Genomic DNA, 17,633 nt, shown 5'->3' with positions numbered 1-17,633 from the left:
GTGAGCAAAAGGATGAATCATGGTGGCGTTATTGAAAACCAAAGATCAAAGCAAAGAAAAAGAGGCAGACATTAAACAGCGCATCCTGCGTGAAGCCATCACTATCTTCGCCTGCAAAGGCAGTGAGCTAACGACGATTCGCGAAATAACGGAAGCCACCAACGTGAATGTGGCGTCGGTGAATTATTACTTTGGCTCTAAAGAAGGATTACTGCGTGCCGTGTTGGACAACGTTCTCGGCCCGTTAAATGACGAAAGAACCCGTCTGCTGGATGAGGTGGAAAAGGCCAATCAGGGTAATGAACTGCCCGTTGCCGCTTTGTTGGATGCGCTATTGCGCCCGCTGGTTAAAACAGCTCGCACACCCGACGGCGGACGTATTGTCGTTCGCCTGTTACAGCATTTGCGGGCGACACCGGGTCTGGAGGTAACCGCCTTGCTTTCAGCCCAGTTCGATCACGTCGCTCACCGTTTTATCGATGCCTTTTCTCAGGCGCTGCCGGCGTTATCGCGCGCGGAGGTTATCTGGCGCTATGAATTTGCCCGTGGTGCCGCCATGCACGTGTTAACCGACGCCGATCCGCGTTCTGGCCGTCTGGCGTTGCTTTCCAAAGGGCTGTGTGACAACCGCGATGACGATCGCGTGCTGTCGCATCTATTACGTTTTGTCGAGGCGGGTTTTACCGCCAAACCACTGACTGAGACATCACTTCAGTCCTGATTTTTAGTTATTCGCAACACGTTTACATTGACAGGAAACAGACATGAGCAGAGAAAAAATTGAAGGGTCATTCGTTGCCCTCATTACGCCTTTTAATGACGATGGCAGCGTGGATTTCGGCGCATTTGAGGCGTTATTAAAATTCCAGGAAGACAACGGCACCGCGGCCGTTTTGATTATGGGCTCAACAGGGGAAGTCTCCATGCTGTCCCCAGATGAGAGAAAGGCGATCATCCGCCGAACCGCGCAATACAGCACCAGCAAAATGAAGCTGTTCTACGGCTGTACTGGTAACAATACCGATACCACTATTGACTATGTTCGCTATGCACATGACAACGGCGCAGACGGTGCCATTATCGCCGCCCCCGCCTATATCTGTGCCAGCGAGAGCGATATCGAAAGCTATTTTCTGGAAATTGCAGATGCGACCGATTTGCCGTTGGGGATTTATAACAACCCACCGCGCGTAAAAACAGACCTGCACTGGACATCGCTGCTGCGTATTTTCCAACACCCGAACTACGTTATTCATAAAGAATCCACCACCCGCGTGGGTCAGGTGGCACAAGTTCTGGCAGGCAATCCCGATGTGTCGGTGATGTGCTGCGACTCACCCAACCTGGGTCTGGTGGTGCCAACGATGTCACTGGGAGGGCATGGGACGGCCAACATGACCGGCAATATTGCCCCAGCAGAACTGGCTGAAATTTCTCGTCCGTGGAAAAACGGTGAGGATGCAGAACGCTTCCGTAAGGCCTATCAACATTTGCTGCCGCTGCTGCACTACACCTACTCGGCAATCAATCCCGTGGCGGTGAAATCATTAATGAAAGCGGTAGGTTTACCGGCAGGCAGTCTGCGCCGTCCGCTGCGAGGATTGCAGGGCGAAGCGTTGGATTCAGGTATTCGTATCGTGAACGAATTAGGGCTGAGCAGAAAATACGGCTTTAACAGCTAATTCTGTTCTGGTGGGTGGAGAGCAAGCGTTTCATCTCAGAAGTGGCTCATCTTTACACCACTTCTGAGATTTCAAACGAAAGAGATAACTACTGTGGATTGTTGACGAACAGCGATCCTGAAGCATTCGTCGGGCTGCTTTGCGCGTTCCTCAAAACCCAGACCCGGCCATAGTGGTTATAGAAGCCAGCCGAGTGACCCGCATCCGGCCCAATGCCCTGATACATATCGAAGTGCTGGCCTTTAATCGCCCCGCCGACATCCAGCGCAATCATCAGGCGCATTTCATACTTGCCAGTGAATTTACCTACGTTATCCAGCAGCGGCACTTCCATTAACAGAGCCGTGCCTGCCGGGATCAGCGAACGGTCAGAAGCAACGGAGGCTTTCGCCACCAGCGGCACAGCGCTAGCCCCTTTGACGGGCGCAGACATCATGGGCTTAAAGAACACAAAGGAAGGATTCTGCTCAAACAGTTCACGCACTTCATATTCAGAATGCTGATCCGCCCATTTGCGGATCGCCTGCATCGACATATCTTCACGCGCGACTTCACCACGATCGATCAGCACTTTACCAATACTGCGGTAGGCATGGCCGTTCTTGCCAGCGTAACCAAAGAACGTCAGCGGGCGTCCATCGCCAAAATCAATATAGGCGCTGCCCTGCACTTCCATCATGAAGTTATCGACCAGCGAATTGGTCCAGGCGAGAACCAGTCGCTCATCTAGCGCACCTGAATAAATGCCGGCACGATCCGGTAGTCGACGGTTATTTTTGCCCTTTGACGGCATGGCATATAAAGGATGGCGGAATTCACCCTGACGGGTATGGCGCGCCTGCAATACCGGCGTGTAATAACCGGTGAACTGCACGTTACCAAAGTTATCGACGCCTTCCATCTGCCAGGCGTTCAGACCAAACTTGCTCAGCTCGCGGGTATCCGCGCCTGACATCATCCAGTTTTCAATCGCCTGAAAGGTCGTATTATTGCGCGAATACAGATTAGGTGACGCCGACCGGATTTCAGAAACCTGAGTCATAAAATCCCGTGCGTTGACTGGTTTTCCTTTGGCATTAGGTTCATTCACCAATTCCAGAGGCTGGTTGAGGTGACCATCTTTATATTGCTGCCCGCGATCGGTTGGCCTGGATTGGCACCCCGCCAGAATGGCAATGACCACTGCGGTCAACACGTATTTTCCCCACCGTCCCTTCATCTTTGCGCTCGCTTTTTACATCAAAAAATTTACCGTCGAACGATAACAAACGGCTATCGAGAAAGGAATGGGACAGCATATAAATCCACGGATCACGCGTATTCCGTTCGGCACGCGGCGTAACAAAAGTCAGGAGATTCTGCTTATCGCCATATTACGGTCACAAAACAACCTATCAGGTGATAAATCAATCACCTGACAACCCAATGCCGTGCTTTTTATAGAAATAGGTTGCATCAATACTCATGGAGAGTATAGTGCGCATCCACGGACGCGGGGTGGAGCAGCCTGGTAGCTCGTCGGGCTCATAACCCGAAGGTCGTCGGTTCAAATCCGGCCCCCGCAACCAATTGATGTGAGTCGTCCATCAAGAGAAGTGAAAGTAGTAAAGAAAGTTGATAGTAAAGTTAGTACGGACGCGGGGTGGAGCAGCCTGGTAGCTCGTCGGGCTCATAACCCGAAGGTCGTCGGTTCGAATCCGGCCCCCGCAACCAATTGATGTGAGTCGTCCATCAAGAGAAGTAAAGATAAGTCATACGGACGCGGGGTGGAGCAGCCTGGTAGCTCGTCGGGCTCATAACCCGAAGGTCGTCGGTTCGAATCCGGCCCCCGCAACCAACTAAGACTAAAACGATAAAGCACCTTAACGGGTGCTTTTTTGTTTTCTGCGTCATCTATTTTCCATGCAGTTCCTACACCACGTCCCAGACCTATTTATTCCCTCTGAACCGCGCCAGCAAGACGCGGCCATCGTGCTACATCAACTACCGTTCGGCCTGACTGGCAAAGTAGGCTTTAATTCCTGCAAAAATGGATTCCGCAATTTGCTGTTGGAAATGGCTGGTGCGCAGCTTACGCTCTTCTTCCAGATTGCTGATAAATGCCGTCTCAACCAGAACAGACGGAATATCCGGCGCTTTCAGTACTGCAAATCCGGCCTGATCGACGCTGTTTTTATGCAAACGATTCACCCTACCCAGCCGGGTCAGGATCTCTTTACCAAACTTCAGACTGTCGCTGATGGTCACGGTCTGCACCAGATCGAACATGGTGTGATCCAGATAGCGATCGCCGCTCATGCTCACACCACCGATCAAATCCGATTCGTTCTGGGTCTCTGCCAGAAATCTGGCAGCGGTACTGGTTGCCCCTTTCTTCGACAGCGCAAAAACCGACGATCCTCTTGCCGATCGATTGGTAAACGCATCCGCATGAATCGAAATGAACAGATCGGCACGCTGCTTGCGCGCTTTCGCCACCCGCACGCGCAGCGGAATGAATACATCTTCATTACGCGTCATATACGCTTTCATGTTGGATTCATTATCGATCAGCTTGCGCAAACGGCGGGCGATTTGCAGCACGATGTCTTTCTCGCGCGTTTTATTCTTGCCAATCGCACCGGGATCTTCACCACCGTGACCAGGGTCGAGCATGATAATCAGCGGACGATCCCGCCCAGCCTTCCCGGCTTTCGGCGCTTCTGCCGGCAGCGTACGTTCCAGATCGCCTTTGTTGTAATCCTCCAGCAGCGCCAGCAGCGGATCGTCTTCGTTGTCGTAGCGCCCTGCGGCAGGATACAAATCCAGCACCAGCCGGTGCTTGAATTCGGCCACCGGCCCCAGCGTAAAGACCTTGGTCGTCGCCTGCTGCTTGAGTTCCAACACCAAGCGCACCGTGGTTTTATCAAACTGTCCGATGCGCGCTTCTTTAATCAGCGGATCGTTATCTGACGTAAACTGGCTGGCTATCTCCTTCAGCACGCTGTTTAGATGAACATTTTCGATATCCACCACGATGCGTTCAGGATTACTCAGGCTAAACTGTTTATATTTCAGCGGGTGATTGGATTCCAGCGTGACGCGGGTATAGGCGGAGGACGGCCAGACGCGCACGGCAACGACCTGTGTCGTCGCCGCTATCCCTACACCACTTACGCTTAACAGCCAGGTTGCTGCTGCGGTTTGTAATAGACGCCGTCGAGTCAAATGATGATTCGAATGAGACATGCCACTCCGATCTGATTGCTGTGCGCTATCCTGCGCTGTTGTGTTGCCAATGCACTGGATAGGTCATTAAAAAATGAATAAAGGTAAAAATTGTCAAAAACTTTAACGAATCTGTTCCACTCTGTCATGCAAAAATCCTATTCATGCCCGTCATACTTCAAGCCGCATGTGCGTTGGCTTCCCTTGCTCACCCCAGTCACTTACTTATGTAAGCTCCTGGGGATTCGCGCGGTTGCCGCCTTCCTGCAACTCGAATTATTTAGGGCATGGTAGCAAGATGAAACAGAATCCTGACTTTTCTGGTTAATACTTCCTCTTGCCTTTTACGTCATAAAGAATAAAAATACAGAAATTACGAATAAAAATGCAAAGAGGGCTCGCAGTGAAGGAACGGAGTACAGAACTGGTTCAGGGCTTCCGCCATTCAGTTCCCTATATCAATGCCCACCGTGGCAAAACGTTTGTCATCATGTTAGGTGGCGAAGCCATTGAACATGCCAACTTCTCTAGCATCGTAAATGATATCGGGCTGTTACACAGTCTGGGGATCAAGCTGGTGGTGGTTTATGGTGCTCGTCCCCAGATCGACGCCAACCTGACAACGCATCACTACGAGCCTCTCTACCATAAAAATACCCGCATCACCGACAGCACCACGCTGGAACTGGTCAAGCAAGCGGCAGGAATGTTGCAGTTGGACATCACCGCTCGGCTGTCGATGAGCCTGAACAACACACCGCTGCAAGGTGCCCACATTAATGTCGTCAGCGGTAACTTTATTATCGCGCAGCCGCTTGGCGTTGATGACGGTGTGGACTACTGCCACAGCGGCCGTATCCGCCGTATTGATGAAGAAGCCGTTCACCGCCAGCTGAATAGCGGTGCGATTGTGCTGCTCGGTCCGGTTGCCGTGTCAGTCACGGGTGAAAGTTTCAATTTAACCTCGGAAGAGGTCGCGACCCAGCTCGCCATTAAGCTGAAAGCAGAGAAGATGATCGGCTTCTGCTCCTCACAGGGCGTGACCAATGAAGAAGGCAACATCATTTCCGAGCTGTTCCCTGACGATGCACAGCAGCGTATTGATGCACTGGAACAAGCTGGCGATTACCATTCGGGTACGGTTCGATTCCTGCGCGGCGCGGTCAAAGCCTGCCGTAGCGGTGTGCGCCGCAGCCATCTGATTAGCTATCAGGACGACGGTGCGCTGTTGCAGGAACTGTTCTCACGTGACGGAATCGGTACGCAGATCGTGATGGAAAGCGCCGAGCAGGTTCGCCGTGCGACCATCAATGACATTGGCGGTATTCTGGAGCTGATTCGCCCGCTGGAAGAGCAAGGTATTCTGGTCAGACGCTCGCGCGAGCAGTTGGAAATGGAGATCGACAAATTCACTGTCGTGGTACGCGATAACCTGACTATCGCCTGCGCCGCGCTTTATCCGTTCCCGGAAGAGAGCATTGGTGAAATGGCCTGCGTGGCGGTTCACCCGGATTACCGCAGCTCATCACGCGGCGATATGCTGTTACTGCGCGTTGCCGCTCAGGCACGTCAGCAAGGTCTGCAAAAGCTGTTTGTACTGACGACGCACAGCATCCACTGGTTCCAGGAACGCGGCTTTTTACCCGCCGAAGTGGAAATGCTGCCGAAGAAAAAGCAGGCGCTGTACAACTACCAGCGTCGCTCGAAGATTCTGGTGCTAGACCTCTGAGTTATTCCACTCAATAACGCTTCTCGTGGCCGACCGTAAAGTCGGCCACAATCTTTCATCCGCTTATGGCTGCTTGCCAAACTCACAGCTTAATGTTGTCCACTTCCTTGTCTGTTCGCTCAGCGTAAATCCTAGTCCCAGACGATCGGATACCCACATACGCCCATCGCGCAGCTCTAGCTGCTCGTTGAACAGCGGATTCAGCCACTCGAAGTGCTCCAGCCAGGGTTCAATCGGATAGGCCGCAGCCAGATGCAAATGCACTTCCATCGCAAAATGCGGTGCCAGTTTACGACCGTGCTTCGCGGCCAAGTCCATAATTTTCAGGAAAGGCGAAATCCCGCCCACGCGCGGCGCATCCGGCTGGACAAAATCACTGGCGTTCCCGAGTATTAGCTGTTCATGTTCGCGGAAACTGGTCAGCATCTCGCCAGTGGCAATCGGCGTATCCAGCGCGGCCGTCAGCGCCGCGTGACCTTCCACATCGTAGGCATCCAGCGGCTCTTCAATCCAGATCAGATTAAAGGCTTCCATCTTTCTGCCCATCCGAATCGCCGTTTCGCGATCCCACTGCTGATTGGCATCCACCATCAGCGGGAAATCATCCCCCAGCGCTTCGCGCACCGCCGTGAGACGACGGATATCCTCCGCCGTATTCGGCTGCCCGACTTTCAGTTTTATCCCGCCGATACCGCTTTCCCGGGAGATCACGACATTTTTTAATACTTGATCCAATGGCGTATGCAGGAAGCCGCCGGAGGTGTTGTAACACTGCACGGAATCACGGTGTGAGCCCAGCAGCTTAGACAGGGGCAAACCTGCACGCTTGGCTTTCATATCCCACAGTGCAATATCGAGCGGAGAAATCGCCTGCACCGCCATTCCACTGCGGCCAACCGACGCACCAGCCCACAGCAGCTTGGTATAGATCTTATCGATATCGTTCGGATCTTCGCCCAGCAGGTTATCGGCAATCTCTTTCGCATGGGCATAAATGCCCTGTCCACCCGCCCGCTTGGAATAGCTGAACCCCACCCCTTCAAACCCATCACGACTGCGGATTTCCGCAAAAATAATCGCGACTTCGGTCAGCGGTTTTTGCCTTCCGGTCAGTACTTTCGCATCGCTAACCGGCGTTGCCAGCGGCAAAAACGCCAGAGAGAGTTTTACCCATTCAATTCGATCGCCCGACTCGGCAGCCGTTCTGACGTTCGTGACTTTTGCATAGCTAACCGCCGCTGAATTTGCACTGATAGTCATGTCTCACCTCGTAAAATGATTGCGCTAACATTCATAAACAGAAGGAAGATAGCGATAAACGAAGAAAAAACATGCAACACAGATCACACAATAATCATTAACACGATAAAATCGTTCATCGAGAGACAGAATTAATGATTGCGCAATCACCACGAAAAGTAAGAGGATACAGCGGAAATGCAGCCTAGCCCGCTCTGGGGCCAGCCGGAAAAAACGAGACAATTCGGCAGGTTGTAGAAACACAGGCGACTGGTAAACCGATGTGCCATCAACGATAATCCAGCGACATGTAAATGTGCGCGCAGCCTCAGAAGGGAACCCGTGATTGAAACGCGATAAAAACGCCAGCAGCATGCCGCCGCGCGCTCCCACGCTTGAAGATGTCGCGCGTGCCGCAGGCATTTCGCCCATGACCGTCAGCCGCGCGTTGAACAATCCGAAAATTGTTCGTGCGGAAACCGTGAATAAGGTGATGGAAGCGGTCCGCGCCACAGGCTATATCCCCAATATGTTAGCAGGCGGGCTCGCCTCAAGACGCAGCAAGCTGATTGCCGTCGTTGTGCCGCAAATCAATAACAATATGTTCGTTGATACCGTTCAGGCGATCAGCGATGAGCTAGCCGCACGCGGTTACCACATGCTGCTGTGCGTCGCTGGCTATACCAATAAATCCGAGGCAGAGATTGTCGCCACCCTGCTTTCTCGTCGCCCAGACGGTATCGTCCTCACCGGTATCCACCATACGCCCGAACTCAAACGTCTCCTGCTCAACGCCACGATCCCCGTCGTCGAAATCTGGGATCTCACCCCGACGCCGCTCGATATGCTGGTCGGTTTTTCCCATGAAAGTATCGGGAACACCATCGGACACTATTTGCTGGGTAAAGGACATTTGCGCTTTGGCCTGGTCTGGACCGAAGACGCGCGTGCCGGGCTGCGTAAGAAGGGCATTTACGACATCATACAAAAACAGCCGGGAACTTACGTGCGTGAAGCCCTCGCCCCGTGGCCTGCGACGCTGGCGTTAGGGCGGCAAGGGCTGATCGAACTTCTCGCCGATGGCGACGTTTTTGATGCCATCATTTGCAGTTCCGATACGCTAGCGCAAGGTGTGATGATCGAAGCTGCCGCCAGAGGATTAGCGGTGCCGAAGCAACTGGCCGTGATGGGATTTGGCGATCTCGATTTCGCTGCACACAGCACACCAACGATTACGACGGTCAGGGTCGATCGCTGGAAGATCGGCACCGACGCAGCGGCCATGCTGGCAGAAAAGATTGAGGGGAAAAGCGTGCCCTCCCCCATCATGGATATCGGTTTTTCGCTGATTGAGCGTGAGTCCGCCTGACGTTATCCCCCATCAAGGACGCATCATTAGTGCGCTAATTCTCTCTTCCAAGCCGCTATAGCGCTGCGTTGGCGTTTTCACCGCCCGGCAGAGAATGCGGACATCGGTATAGAGTGACAAACGCTGGCGCGCACGCGTGATAGCGGTATACACCAGTTCCCGCGTCAGCACCGGTAAATAGTGGTTCGGCAGCACCAGCGCCGTATGATCGAACTCCGATCCCTGCGATTTATGCACTGTCATCGCATAGGCTGTGTCATGCGGCGGCAGACGGCTTGGCGTAACGTCTTTGGTTTCGCCATTCGGCAAGGGGAAAAATACGCGCAGTTCCCCGCTTTCCCCTATCATGGCGATACCGATATCACCATTGAACAGACCCAATGCGGCATCGTTACGTTCAATCATGACCGGCCGGCCGGGATACCAGCGGTTAAGCGGATTACGACTGCGCTGAATCAGCCCTGACTGATGCAAAGCCTGCTCAATACGCTGATTCAGTCCTGCTACGCCAAACGGCCCTTCACGCAACGCGCACAGCTGGCGATAACGTTGGAAAGCAAGCAGCACGGCATCCGGCGTTGCGCCCGCAGCAACAAGCTGTAGATAATCACGATACCCTTCGACACACTGTGCCAGCATGGCCTGATACTCTTCAGCCTCGGTTAACGGGCTACAGGTGATGTCGGCAAACTCACCGTTCAGCACGGCACGCACGCGAGCATCATCACCGCCGTTAACCGCCAGCGCCAGTTGTCCAATACCAGAATGCGGATCGAAACGGTAGCTCCGGCGTAACAGACAAATACTGTCACTGACCGTCGACTGCCCTTCAGGGCCGCTGTCATCCAGCGTACAACCCGTCAGGCGTTGCAGTTGCTGCGCCCGCGCACGGCTATAGCCAGCTTCGGCAAAACGACAGATGTCACCTAACACCGCCCCCGCCTCGACGGACGCCAGTTGATCGCGGTCGCCCAGAAAGATAATTCTGGCGTGTGGCGGAAGCGCGGCAATCACATTCGCCATCATCGGCAGATCGACCATCGACGCCTCATCCACAATCAGCACATCCAAATGCAGCGGGTTGTCCTGATGGTGACGCAGGCGCTGGCTGTCCGTCACCGCTCCCAAAAGGCGATGCAGCGTTGTCGCTTCCTGCGGAAACGCTTCCCGCAACCGAGGATCCACCGCCAGACGGTGCAGGGCCTGCCCCAACGACTCCGTGAGCCGCGCAGCCGCTTTCCCGGTCGGCGCAGCCAGTTGAATACGTAACGCGTTTCCCGTATTCAGCTCAATCAGCGCCGCTAACAACTTAGCCACCGTCGTGGTTTTCCCCGTTCCCGGCCCGCCAGAAATAACCGCAATGCGGCGCGTCAACGCGACAGCCGCGGCCACCTTCTGCCAGTTAATCTCTTCGTCCGTGTCAGGAAACAGCCGATCTAAAACCGCCCGAATTGCAGGTTCATCGACGGAGATCGTATCGCGCTCGCTGGCGATAAACTGCGCCACGCGGCCTTCACTCTGCCAGCTGCGCTGCAAGTACAGCTTTTCTCCTTGCAGTACCAGCGGCGTCGGCTGGCTGCCGTCGCTGACGGCATCGGACACCAGTAAGCGCTGCTGCCATGCGGCAACCGTGTTTAGTCCTGTCTCCGCAAGCAGCTGTTGCGCCAGTTCAGACTCACGGCCGTCAAACAGCGTCTGCGCCTGCAAGTGCTCCAACGGTAAACACACATGCCCCGCCCCCGAGTGCGCACTCAGGCAGGCGGCAGCCAACAGCAGATCGGGCTGCGTCTCATCCGCCAGCATTCTGGCGAACTGAACATCCAGCGGGCGTAACAACCGCCGCGCCAGTGCCGTTTCAAGTAATGCAATCATGAGGGAATTCCTGTATCAGCATCGTCAGGCGTCTTTCCCTTAAAAAGCGCATCCAGCCCAAAAACAAATTCAGTAGAGGGACGACAAGCAAAGATGCCATTGCCGGGATGCGACGCTTCAACGCCGCGTAAAAACAGATAAAACACCCCGCCAAAATGGCGCTCATAGTCATAATCCGCAATGCGATGACGCAGATAGCGGTGCAAAGCCAACGTGTAGAGCTGATATTGCAGGTCGTAGCGGTGTTCGGCCATCGACTGCATCATAGCCGTTTGGGTGTACGCGCTGGCATCAGGGCCGAGCCAGTTGGACTTATAGTCCAGCAGGTAATAGCGCCCTTCCCAGCGGAACACCAGATCGATAAACCCTTTCAGCATGCCTTTAACCTGCTGAAAAGAGAGCGCCGGACACCGCGCGGATAGCGGATCGTGATGCTTTGCCAACCGATCGAGCTGCGCCGCCTGTATTGGCGCATCAATCGGTATATAGAACTGTAATTCGGCCTGCTTATCGGCGTTATCCAGCGCTGACAGCATAATCCCTTGCCCGTTAAGCGACGTATGCAACAGCGTATCCATCCACGTCTTCAATACCGGATGCCAGTGCGCTTCAAATCCCTGTAGCTGCAACTGCTCGGCCAGCCAGTCATCCTCAACGGGCTGAGTGAAATCCAGCGTTTCAAACAGGCTATGCAAAAACGTTCCCGGACTCGCGCCACGTGGAAACGTATGCGGTGTCAGTTGGGTTTCATCCGCTTCCTGACGCTCGCCTATCGCTTCGATATCCAGACGCGGCACCAGATCCTGTGCGCTTGCAGAACCATGTTGCTGAAGCCCCGAATAGCTGGTGACTCGCCAGCCGTCGCGCAGTTGGCGTTCAATGTGACGAGCCCGCAACTCTGCCAATTCTGGCCTATCCGGCTGCCAGCGCTGTTCTTCCGTTGCCTGTAGCGGTGTTAATGCGACACCGTCGCCAACCATGCCTTCCAGCTCGCTGACTAACGTGGCAGCCTCGGCTTCTTTACCCCGTTGGAGTAAATAGCCCAACGCGCTCTGGTGCATATCGCTGCAGCCGTCTTTCTTACGTGACCGCTGAACGGGGGCGACGCCCACGCTACAGTGATAGATAGAACGGGTCAGCGCGACATACAGCAAACGTAAATCTTCCGCCAGCCGCTCTTCTTCCGCTAGCGCCTGGCTTTCTTCATTATTTTGCAGATCCAACACGGCCTGATAGTTCTCGCGATCGTGATAAATGCCCTGATCCTGCACGCGGAAGTTACTGATGAAAGGCAGCCACACCAGCGGGTATTCCAGCCCTTTCGATTTGTGGATCGTCACGATCTGCACCAAGTGACGATCGCTTTCCAGACGTAGCTGCTGATTCTCTGCCTGCGGATTAGGTTGGACAATCTGCTGTGATAGCCAGCGCACCAGCGCATGTTCGCTATCAAGCGTTGCGGAGGCATCCTGCAATAATTCACCGATGTGCAGAATATCGGTAATCCGGCGTTCGCCCTCCGCACTCGCCAGCAGGTTCTCCGCCAGTTGATGTTGACTCATCAACGCCCGCAGCATCGGCAGCACGCCACGCTGGCGCCACAAAACACGGTAGCCCGCAAATTCATCCACCAGCGCATCCCATGCGGCTTCGCTTTGCCCTAAGGCATCAACCTGTTCGGCATCCAGTCCCATCAAGGCCGTCGCCATGGCACTGCGTAACGTGCGCTCTTGCTCGGGTGCCAGCACCGCCTGCAACAGCCACAACATATCGCTGGCTTCCGGCGTGCTGAATACGCTGTCTCGATTGGATAGATACACCGAGGGAATGGACAAACGGCTCAGCGCATCACGAATCAGCGAGGCTTCACGTCGGCTACGCACCAGCACGCTCATGTCAGATGCCCTGACCAAACGGCGGGAATCGTCGGTGCTCAGCCAGGCTTCGCTACGCTGGCTGGCCGCCAGCCAATCACGAATCTGCGCCGCACACTGGCGCGCCATCCGCTGCTGATAATCTCCTACGCCAATCGGTTCCGAACCCGTTAGCCAGAATTGCAGTGCAGGCTGCGGCTGCCCCGCGACTTCAAACACCAAACCGCGCTTAGATTCAGCCGGCTGGACTGGCAGAAAAGGGATGTTTTGGAAAATAAAAGGATTTTCCAGACGTTCAAACAAGCGGTTAACGCCGCGTACCATCTGGTGCGACGAGCGCCAGTTCGTGCCCAGCGTATAGTGTGCGGCCACTTCTCCGCGTGCGTGCATATAGGTAAAAATATCCGCACCGCGAAACGCATAAATAGCCTGCTTAGGGTCACCGATCAGCAGCAGCCCACACTGCGGCTGCCCGACGTACAGCGTTCGGAAAATACGGTACTGCTGGGGGTCAGTATCCTGAAACTCATCGATCATCGCCACCGGATAGCGTTCGCGAATGGCGCTGGCAAGCTGTTCCCCACCCGGCTGTTGCAACGCAACATCCAGACGGCTCAGCAGATCGTCAAATCCCAGTTCTGCACGCTGCCGTTTTTCCTCACGCACCGAATCCCGGATCGCCGACAGCGCGCGGACAATGACTAAATCACGCAGCGACAGCGGCGCTTCAAGCAGCCGTTCGGTCTCCTCAAAGAGGGCATGAACAGGCGGCTCGCCTTTCTTCGTTTTCTCGATTAGCGTTTGCTGGGTAAATCTCACCAGATCTTTCGGCAGTTGATAATCCAGCGTCGGCTGCTCTGCCCACAGCGTAACTTTCTGTAGCCAGTTGGGAAGATGCTTACTGCTGTAACTGCGTTTATCGACACCAGAAGCGCTAATCAACGCTTCCAGATCCGCTGCTGACGCCAGCCAGCGTTGTTTGTATGCGTCGATCGTCGCCACGATATTCTCATGTCGACTCAGTAGCGTTTCATCTTCTTGTGGCGGCAAGCGAAACGCAGGCGCTTCACCATGCAGATAAGGAGCCAGATCGGCCAGCAGGTTTTCCGGCCCTTTCCACTCCAGACCGACAATCCGCGCCACCTCTACCGGCAGCGGATAACAATAACGACGCCAGAAATCGGCGCAGGCCTGACGGCGCAGCGGCTGTTCATCTTCTATCAGCACCTGTTCAAAAAGCACGCCGGATTCAAACGCATTGGTACTGAGCATACGCTGGCAGAAGCCGTGGATCGTGTAGATCGCCGCTTCATCCATTTGTCGTTCGGCCGCCAGCAAGACATCAGCCGCATCGCGGTGGTCCGAAATCTCCGCCAGCAGTTGCACTAGCGAAGTATCTTTAGGCTTCTCCGCCTCTTCACCCTGTGCGCTTTTACGCAAACAAGCTATGCGCAAAGCGTGGATTCTGGCACGAATACGCTCCCGCAGCTCTTCGGTCGCGGCCTCCGTAAAGGTCACAACCAGAATTTCCTCGACCAGCAACGGACGTGGATACGCGGCTTGCTTGCCCAGCCCCAGCAGCAGGCGCAGGTAAAGCGCAGCCAGCGTATAGGTTTTCCCCGTTCCGGCCGACGCCTCAATCAAGCGCTCCCCCAGGAGCGGCAACGTCATGACGTCTAATGATTGCGGCGCGGCATTTTTCATTCTGCTGGAACCTTACCGACAGCTTCCGATGCTGCTGGCGCAGGGATCATCGTGGGCGCTTTCTCACGCGGTAACGTTTTCTGCAATGAAGACGCATCCGCGTAGGTATGCCATCCTTTCGGTGCGGCATAGTCGGCTTTACCATGATGGCTACCGGAAACCTGCGACAGAATCGCCAGACCTTCAGGCTTCAGCGCCTTCTGGAAGAAGTCTGCCAGTTGCGCCACCGTCAGCGGTTTGATTTGTTCGAGCAGTTTCTCACGTGAATCAAAAGCGAAGTTTTCCTGATCCAGATCGCGACGCAGTCGGCTGGCCTCTTCGCCCAATGTTTGCGGACGCTGACTCAGTTCATTCATCACGCCTTGCTTATACTGAGTGAACTCTTCTTCACTCATTTCACGCAGTCGTTTTTGCGCTTTCAGGTAAAAATCTTCATAACGCTGATACAGATAAGCAGGCTGTTTGCTGTTGCTTTGCAGCAGGAAGGCGATGCCCATCTGTCGACCGACCGTCGTTGGGAAGGCAAACACCGCGTAACCCAGTTGCTCTTCGGTTCTCAGTTGGCTATAGAACCAAGGCTGAACGATCTGCCCCAGCACCGAGCTATACGCCATGCTTTCCGTTTCCGAATAACCCGTCGGTACATACACCGCCGCTAACGCAGAATCCGTGCTGCTTCCCGGGCGCTGGAGATTAGCAAGTTGCGGCTTACTGACTTTGACATCATCGCTGCGCGACAGATTGTCGCCACCGGCCTTCAGATGCGTTTTCAGCGTGTTCGCCAGCTCGGTGACTCGCTCTGGAGCCAGATTGCCAACGACCAGCATTTCCGGCGTGGCTTTTTGCAGCAGGTCTTTGCGGTAGTTAACGACGTCCTGTAAACGGATATCCTTCAGCAGGTTACGACGTTCTGCGCGCTCAAAGTAAGGCAATTGCGATATCGCCTGAACCGGCTGTAACGCCTGTTCAAAGGCTTTTGATTTCTCTACCCCATCCAGCTGCTGTATGTACCAGGATTTCGCCTGCTCCAGCTGTGCTTCCGTTGAGGTAAAGGAGGCGTAGCCATCCGCCAACGTCAGCAGCAACCGTGGCAAATGTTGGGTATAGCCATTGGCGCTAATCACCAGACCATCATTACTGCGGGTGGAGAAACTGATGCCGCCGATCGAAGCCTGATAGCTGAGTTCATCCAGCGCCAGACCTGCCAGATAATCGTTTAACGCAAACAGTACCTGATTACGGGCGGTACTGCGCGCTTCCTGATTACGCAGGAACAACGTGATTTCCGCTTTTGGCTCATCAGCGAAGTAGTGGCTTGGCATATACAACACACGCAGCCCCGGCTGATTCAGCAGGAGCGTCGGTTTAGTCATCGCCTTATCGGCTTTGATCAGGGAGAAATCATCTGGGATATAGGGGTTGATCGTCGGCAACGACAGTGACATTTTCTGCCCCAGCGTTTTCCATTTTGCGAATGTTGCTGACGGGATTTTATTCATCTCGTACGGCGCATCGACAAAGTAGGCCACTTTATTATGTGGCTCATTCGGGCTGATGACCCAAACGCGCGCGTTCTGCGGCGTCATCTCATCCAGTCGAGCAGCGATAGCCTTCGGATCGTAGCGATCGGCAACATACTGGGCATCCAGCGTATGTTCGACCGGCACGCGCAGCATGGTATCAACCAACCATTCGATGTAGTCCATATCACGGCTGATGGACGGATAGCGGAAATCCAGATCCAGAACATGCGCGATCTCATCAAAATAGCGCTGCTGAATCCCTTCGGTGCGGATTTGTTGCAGGTAACGGAATATCGCAGCGATCACTTCATCACGCTGTGCCAGGCCTTTATCGGTCAGCGAGGCTGAAATAGCGAACATGCCGCCGTTACGGTCGATGATCGGCGAAGAACCCGCCCCGATAGACTCAACCAGTCCTTCCTTTTGCAACCAGTCAGAGAGCGTATTCTGGCTGCGGTTGCCGATCAGATAGCTAATGTAGGTATCCGTCTTGCTGCGAAACGCCTGGCTAATATCGCTGACGCGAAACTCAATGCGCAGCTGTTTTCTCGGCTGAGCAGGAACATAGTGAATCATTACGCCGCGCTGCTTTTCCGTCGCCACAGGAACGGTAACCGCAGGGACGCTGGCGTTGTGATTGGGAATGCGCCCGAATGTGTCGACCGCCAGTTTCGCCAGTTCAGGCAGAGGTTGATTGCTGTAAATCACCCCTTTCATCAGGTTGGCGGAGTAGTATTTCTGATAGAACTTCACCAGCTCATCATGCAGTTTACTGTCGGGTTTATCGCTCAGGGTTTCAAGATTGCCCCCCGAAAAACGCGCGCTCGGGTGCGCCGGGTTCAGCGTCTCTGCCCCCACCTGCGCCATGCGGTGACCGTCGCGCGAACGCGCCATCGTTAATTCCGCATTGACTGCATTACGCTCGCGATCGGCATTCACTGGGTCGAGCAGCGGCTCCGCAATTGCATCCGCCATCCGATCGACGGCGGGTCGCAGCGCATCATTTTCCACTTCCAGATAAAACGCCGTGCGGTAAGACGCAGTGCTGGCATTGTGGCTACCGCCATGCTTTTTCAAAAACTCGGACAGCGCCTCTGGCTCTGGGTAACGTTTCGATCCCATCAGCACCATGTGTTCGAGGTAATGCGCTAATCCCAGTTGATTATTGGGATCGTCCAGAGAGCCAATAGGCAGCGCCAGTGATGCCAAAGATTTGGGTGCCTGTGGATCGGAAACCAGCAGAACGGTCATTCCGTTATCCAGTTTGATCGCCTGATATTGCCGCGGATCTTTTTCGCTTTTTCGAATCGTCTGAGCCAGCGGCTGCCAGCCCGTCTCAGCCCAACTCGCCGGAAGCCAGAATGTGAATAAAAGAAACCACCCGGTAATCCAGACCCACTGTTTACGCATGCAATTCTCCAACCTCATATCCAT

Annotated in this window: 10 protein-coding genes and 3 tRNA genes; 7 read left to right on the top strand and 6 right to left on the bottom strand. The window is 54.4% G+C overall.

What is annotated here, in order from left to right:
* Nucleotides 1-19: 19 nt before the first annotated feature.
* Both EIP93_RS05415 and EIP93_RS05410 read left to right on the top strand, forming a co-directional pair.
* Nucleotides 20-721: a TetR/AcrR family transcriptional regulator gene (locus EIP93_RS05415; protein ID WP_039490365.1), complete on the top strand. Its 702-nt coding sequence runs from the start codon at nucleotides 20-22 to the stop codon at nucleotides 719-721.
* Nucleotides 722-764: 43 nt separating this feature from the next.
* The gene (locus EIP93_RS05410) at nucleotides 765-1,682 is read left to right on the top strand and encodes a 4-hydroxy-tetrahydrodipicolinate synthase family protein (RefSeq protein ID WP_103942602.1); all 918 of its coding nucleotides are present in this window, start codon (nucleotides 765-767) and stop codon (nucleotides 1,680-1,682) included.
* An 88-nt stretch (nucleotides 1,683-1,770) separates the two neighbouring features.
* On the opposite strand, the gene mltA is transcribed toward EIP93_RS05410, so the two are convergent.
* A complete protein-coding gene (mltA, locus tag EIP93_RS05405) occupies nucleotides 1,771-2,901 on the bottom strand; it encodes a murein transglycosylase A (protein ID WP_107332441.1) in 1,131 nt (376 codons plus the stop codon).
* Between the two features lie 272 nt (nucleotides 2,902-3,173).
* Between mltA and EIP93_RS05400 the strand changes: the two genes are divergently transcribed.
* The 3 genes from EIP93_RS05400 (at nucleotide 3,174) to EIP93_RS05390 (ending at nucleotide 3,519) form a co-directional block, all read left to right on the top strand.
* Nucleotides 3,174-3,250 (top strand) — tRNA-Met (locus tag EIP93_RS05400).
* 68 nt (nucleotides 3,251-3,318) lie between these two features.
* Nucleotides 3,319-3,395 (top strand) — tRNA-Met (locus EIP93_RS05395).
* Nucleotides 3,396-3,442: 47 nt separating this feature from the next.
* Nucleotides 3,443-3,519, top strand: a tRNA-Met gene (locus tag EIP93_RS05390).
* A gap of 146 nt (nucleotides 3,520-3,665) precedes the next feature.
* Here the strand turns inward: EIP93_RS05390 and amiC are convergent.
* A complete protein-coding gene (amiC, locus tag EIP93_RS05385; RefSeq protein ID WP_029368977.1) occupies nucleotides 3,666-4,910 on the bottom strand; it encodes an N-acetylmuramoyl-L-alanine amidase AmiC in 1,245 nt (414 codons plus the stop codon).
* A 364-nt stretch (nucleotides 4,911-5,274) separates the two neighbouring features.
* Here amiC and argA point away from each other — a divergent pair, with 364 nt between their 5' ends.
* The gene (gene argA, locus EIP93_RS05380; protein ID WP_170310700.1) at nucleotides 5,275-6,618 is read left to right on the top strand and encodes an amino-acid N-acetyltransferase; all 1,344 of its coding nucleotides are present in this window, start codon (nucleotides 5,275-5,277) and stop codon (nucleotides 6,616-6,618) included.
* 63 nt (nucleotides 6,619-6,681) lie between these two features.
* On the opposite strand, the gene EIP93_RS05375 is transcribed toward argA, so the two are convergent.
* Nucleotides 6,682-7,878, bottom strand: coding sequence for an L-talarate/galactarate dehydratase (locus EIP93_RS05375; protein ID WP_125232402.1), 1,197 nt, complete (start codon nucleotides 7,876-7,878; stop codon nucleotides 6,682-6,684).
* Nucleotides 7,879-8,203: 325 nt separating this feature from the next.
* Here EIP93_RS05375 and EIP93_RS05370 point away from each other — a divergent pair, with 325 nt between their 5' ends.
* Entirely contained in the window at nucleotides 8,204-9,226 is a 1,023-nt protein-coding gene (locus EIP93_RS05370) for a LacI family DNA-binding transcriptional regulator (protein WP_125232401.1), read from the top strand.
* A 12-nt stretch (nucleotides 9,227-9,238) separates the two neighbouring features.
* Here EIP93_RS05370 and recD read toward each other — a convergent pair whose 3' ends face one another.
* Genes recD through ptrA form a run of 3 tightly spaced genes read right to left on the bottom strand, consistent with a single transcriptional unit; the run spans nucleotide 9,239 to nucleotide 17,609 of the window.
* On the bottom strand, nucleotides 9,239-11,098 hold the full coding sequence (recD, locus tag EIP93_RS05365) for an exodeoxyribonuclease V subunit alpha (protein ID WP_125232400.1): 1,860 nt from the start codon (nucleotides 11,096-11,098) through the stop codon (nucleotides 9,239-9,241).
* Nucleotides 11,095-14,676: an exodeoxyribonuclease V subunit beta gene (recB, locus tag EIP93_RS05360; protein ID WP_125232399.1), complete on the bottom strand. Its 3,582-nt coding sequence runs from the start codon at nucleotides 14,674-14,676 to the stop codon at nucleotides 11,095-11,097. The genes recD and recB overlap by 4 nt, the downstream gene beginning before the upstream one ends.
* A complete protein-coding gene (gene ptrA / locus EIP93_RS05355) occupies nucleotides 14,673-17,609 on the bottom strand; it encodes a pitrilysin (RefSeq protein WP_125232398.1) in 2,937 nt (978 codons plus the stop codon). The genes recB and ptrA overlap by 4 nt, the downstream gene beginning before the upstream one ends.
* Nucleotides 17,610-17,633: the final 24 nt, after the last annotated feature.

Origin of the sequence: Pectobacterium versatile, assembly GCF_003932035.1 — a bacterium.
GTDB classification, from domain to species: domain Bacteria; phylum Pseudomonadota; class Gammaproteobacteria; order Enterobacterales; family Enterobacteriaceae; genus Pectobacterium; species Pectobacterium versatile.
The sequence above is the reverse complement of the archived record's forward strand: the minus strand, read 5'-3'. Positions and strand labels throughout refer to the sequence as shown.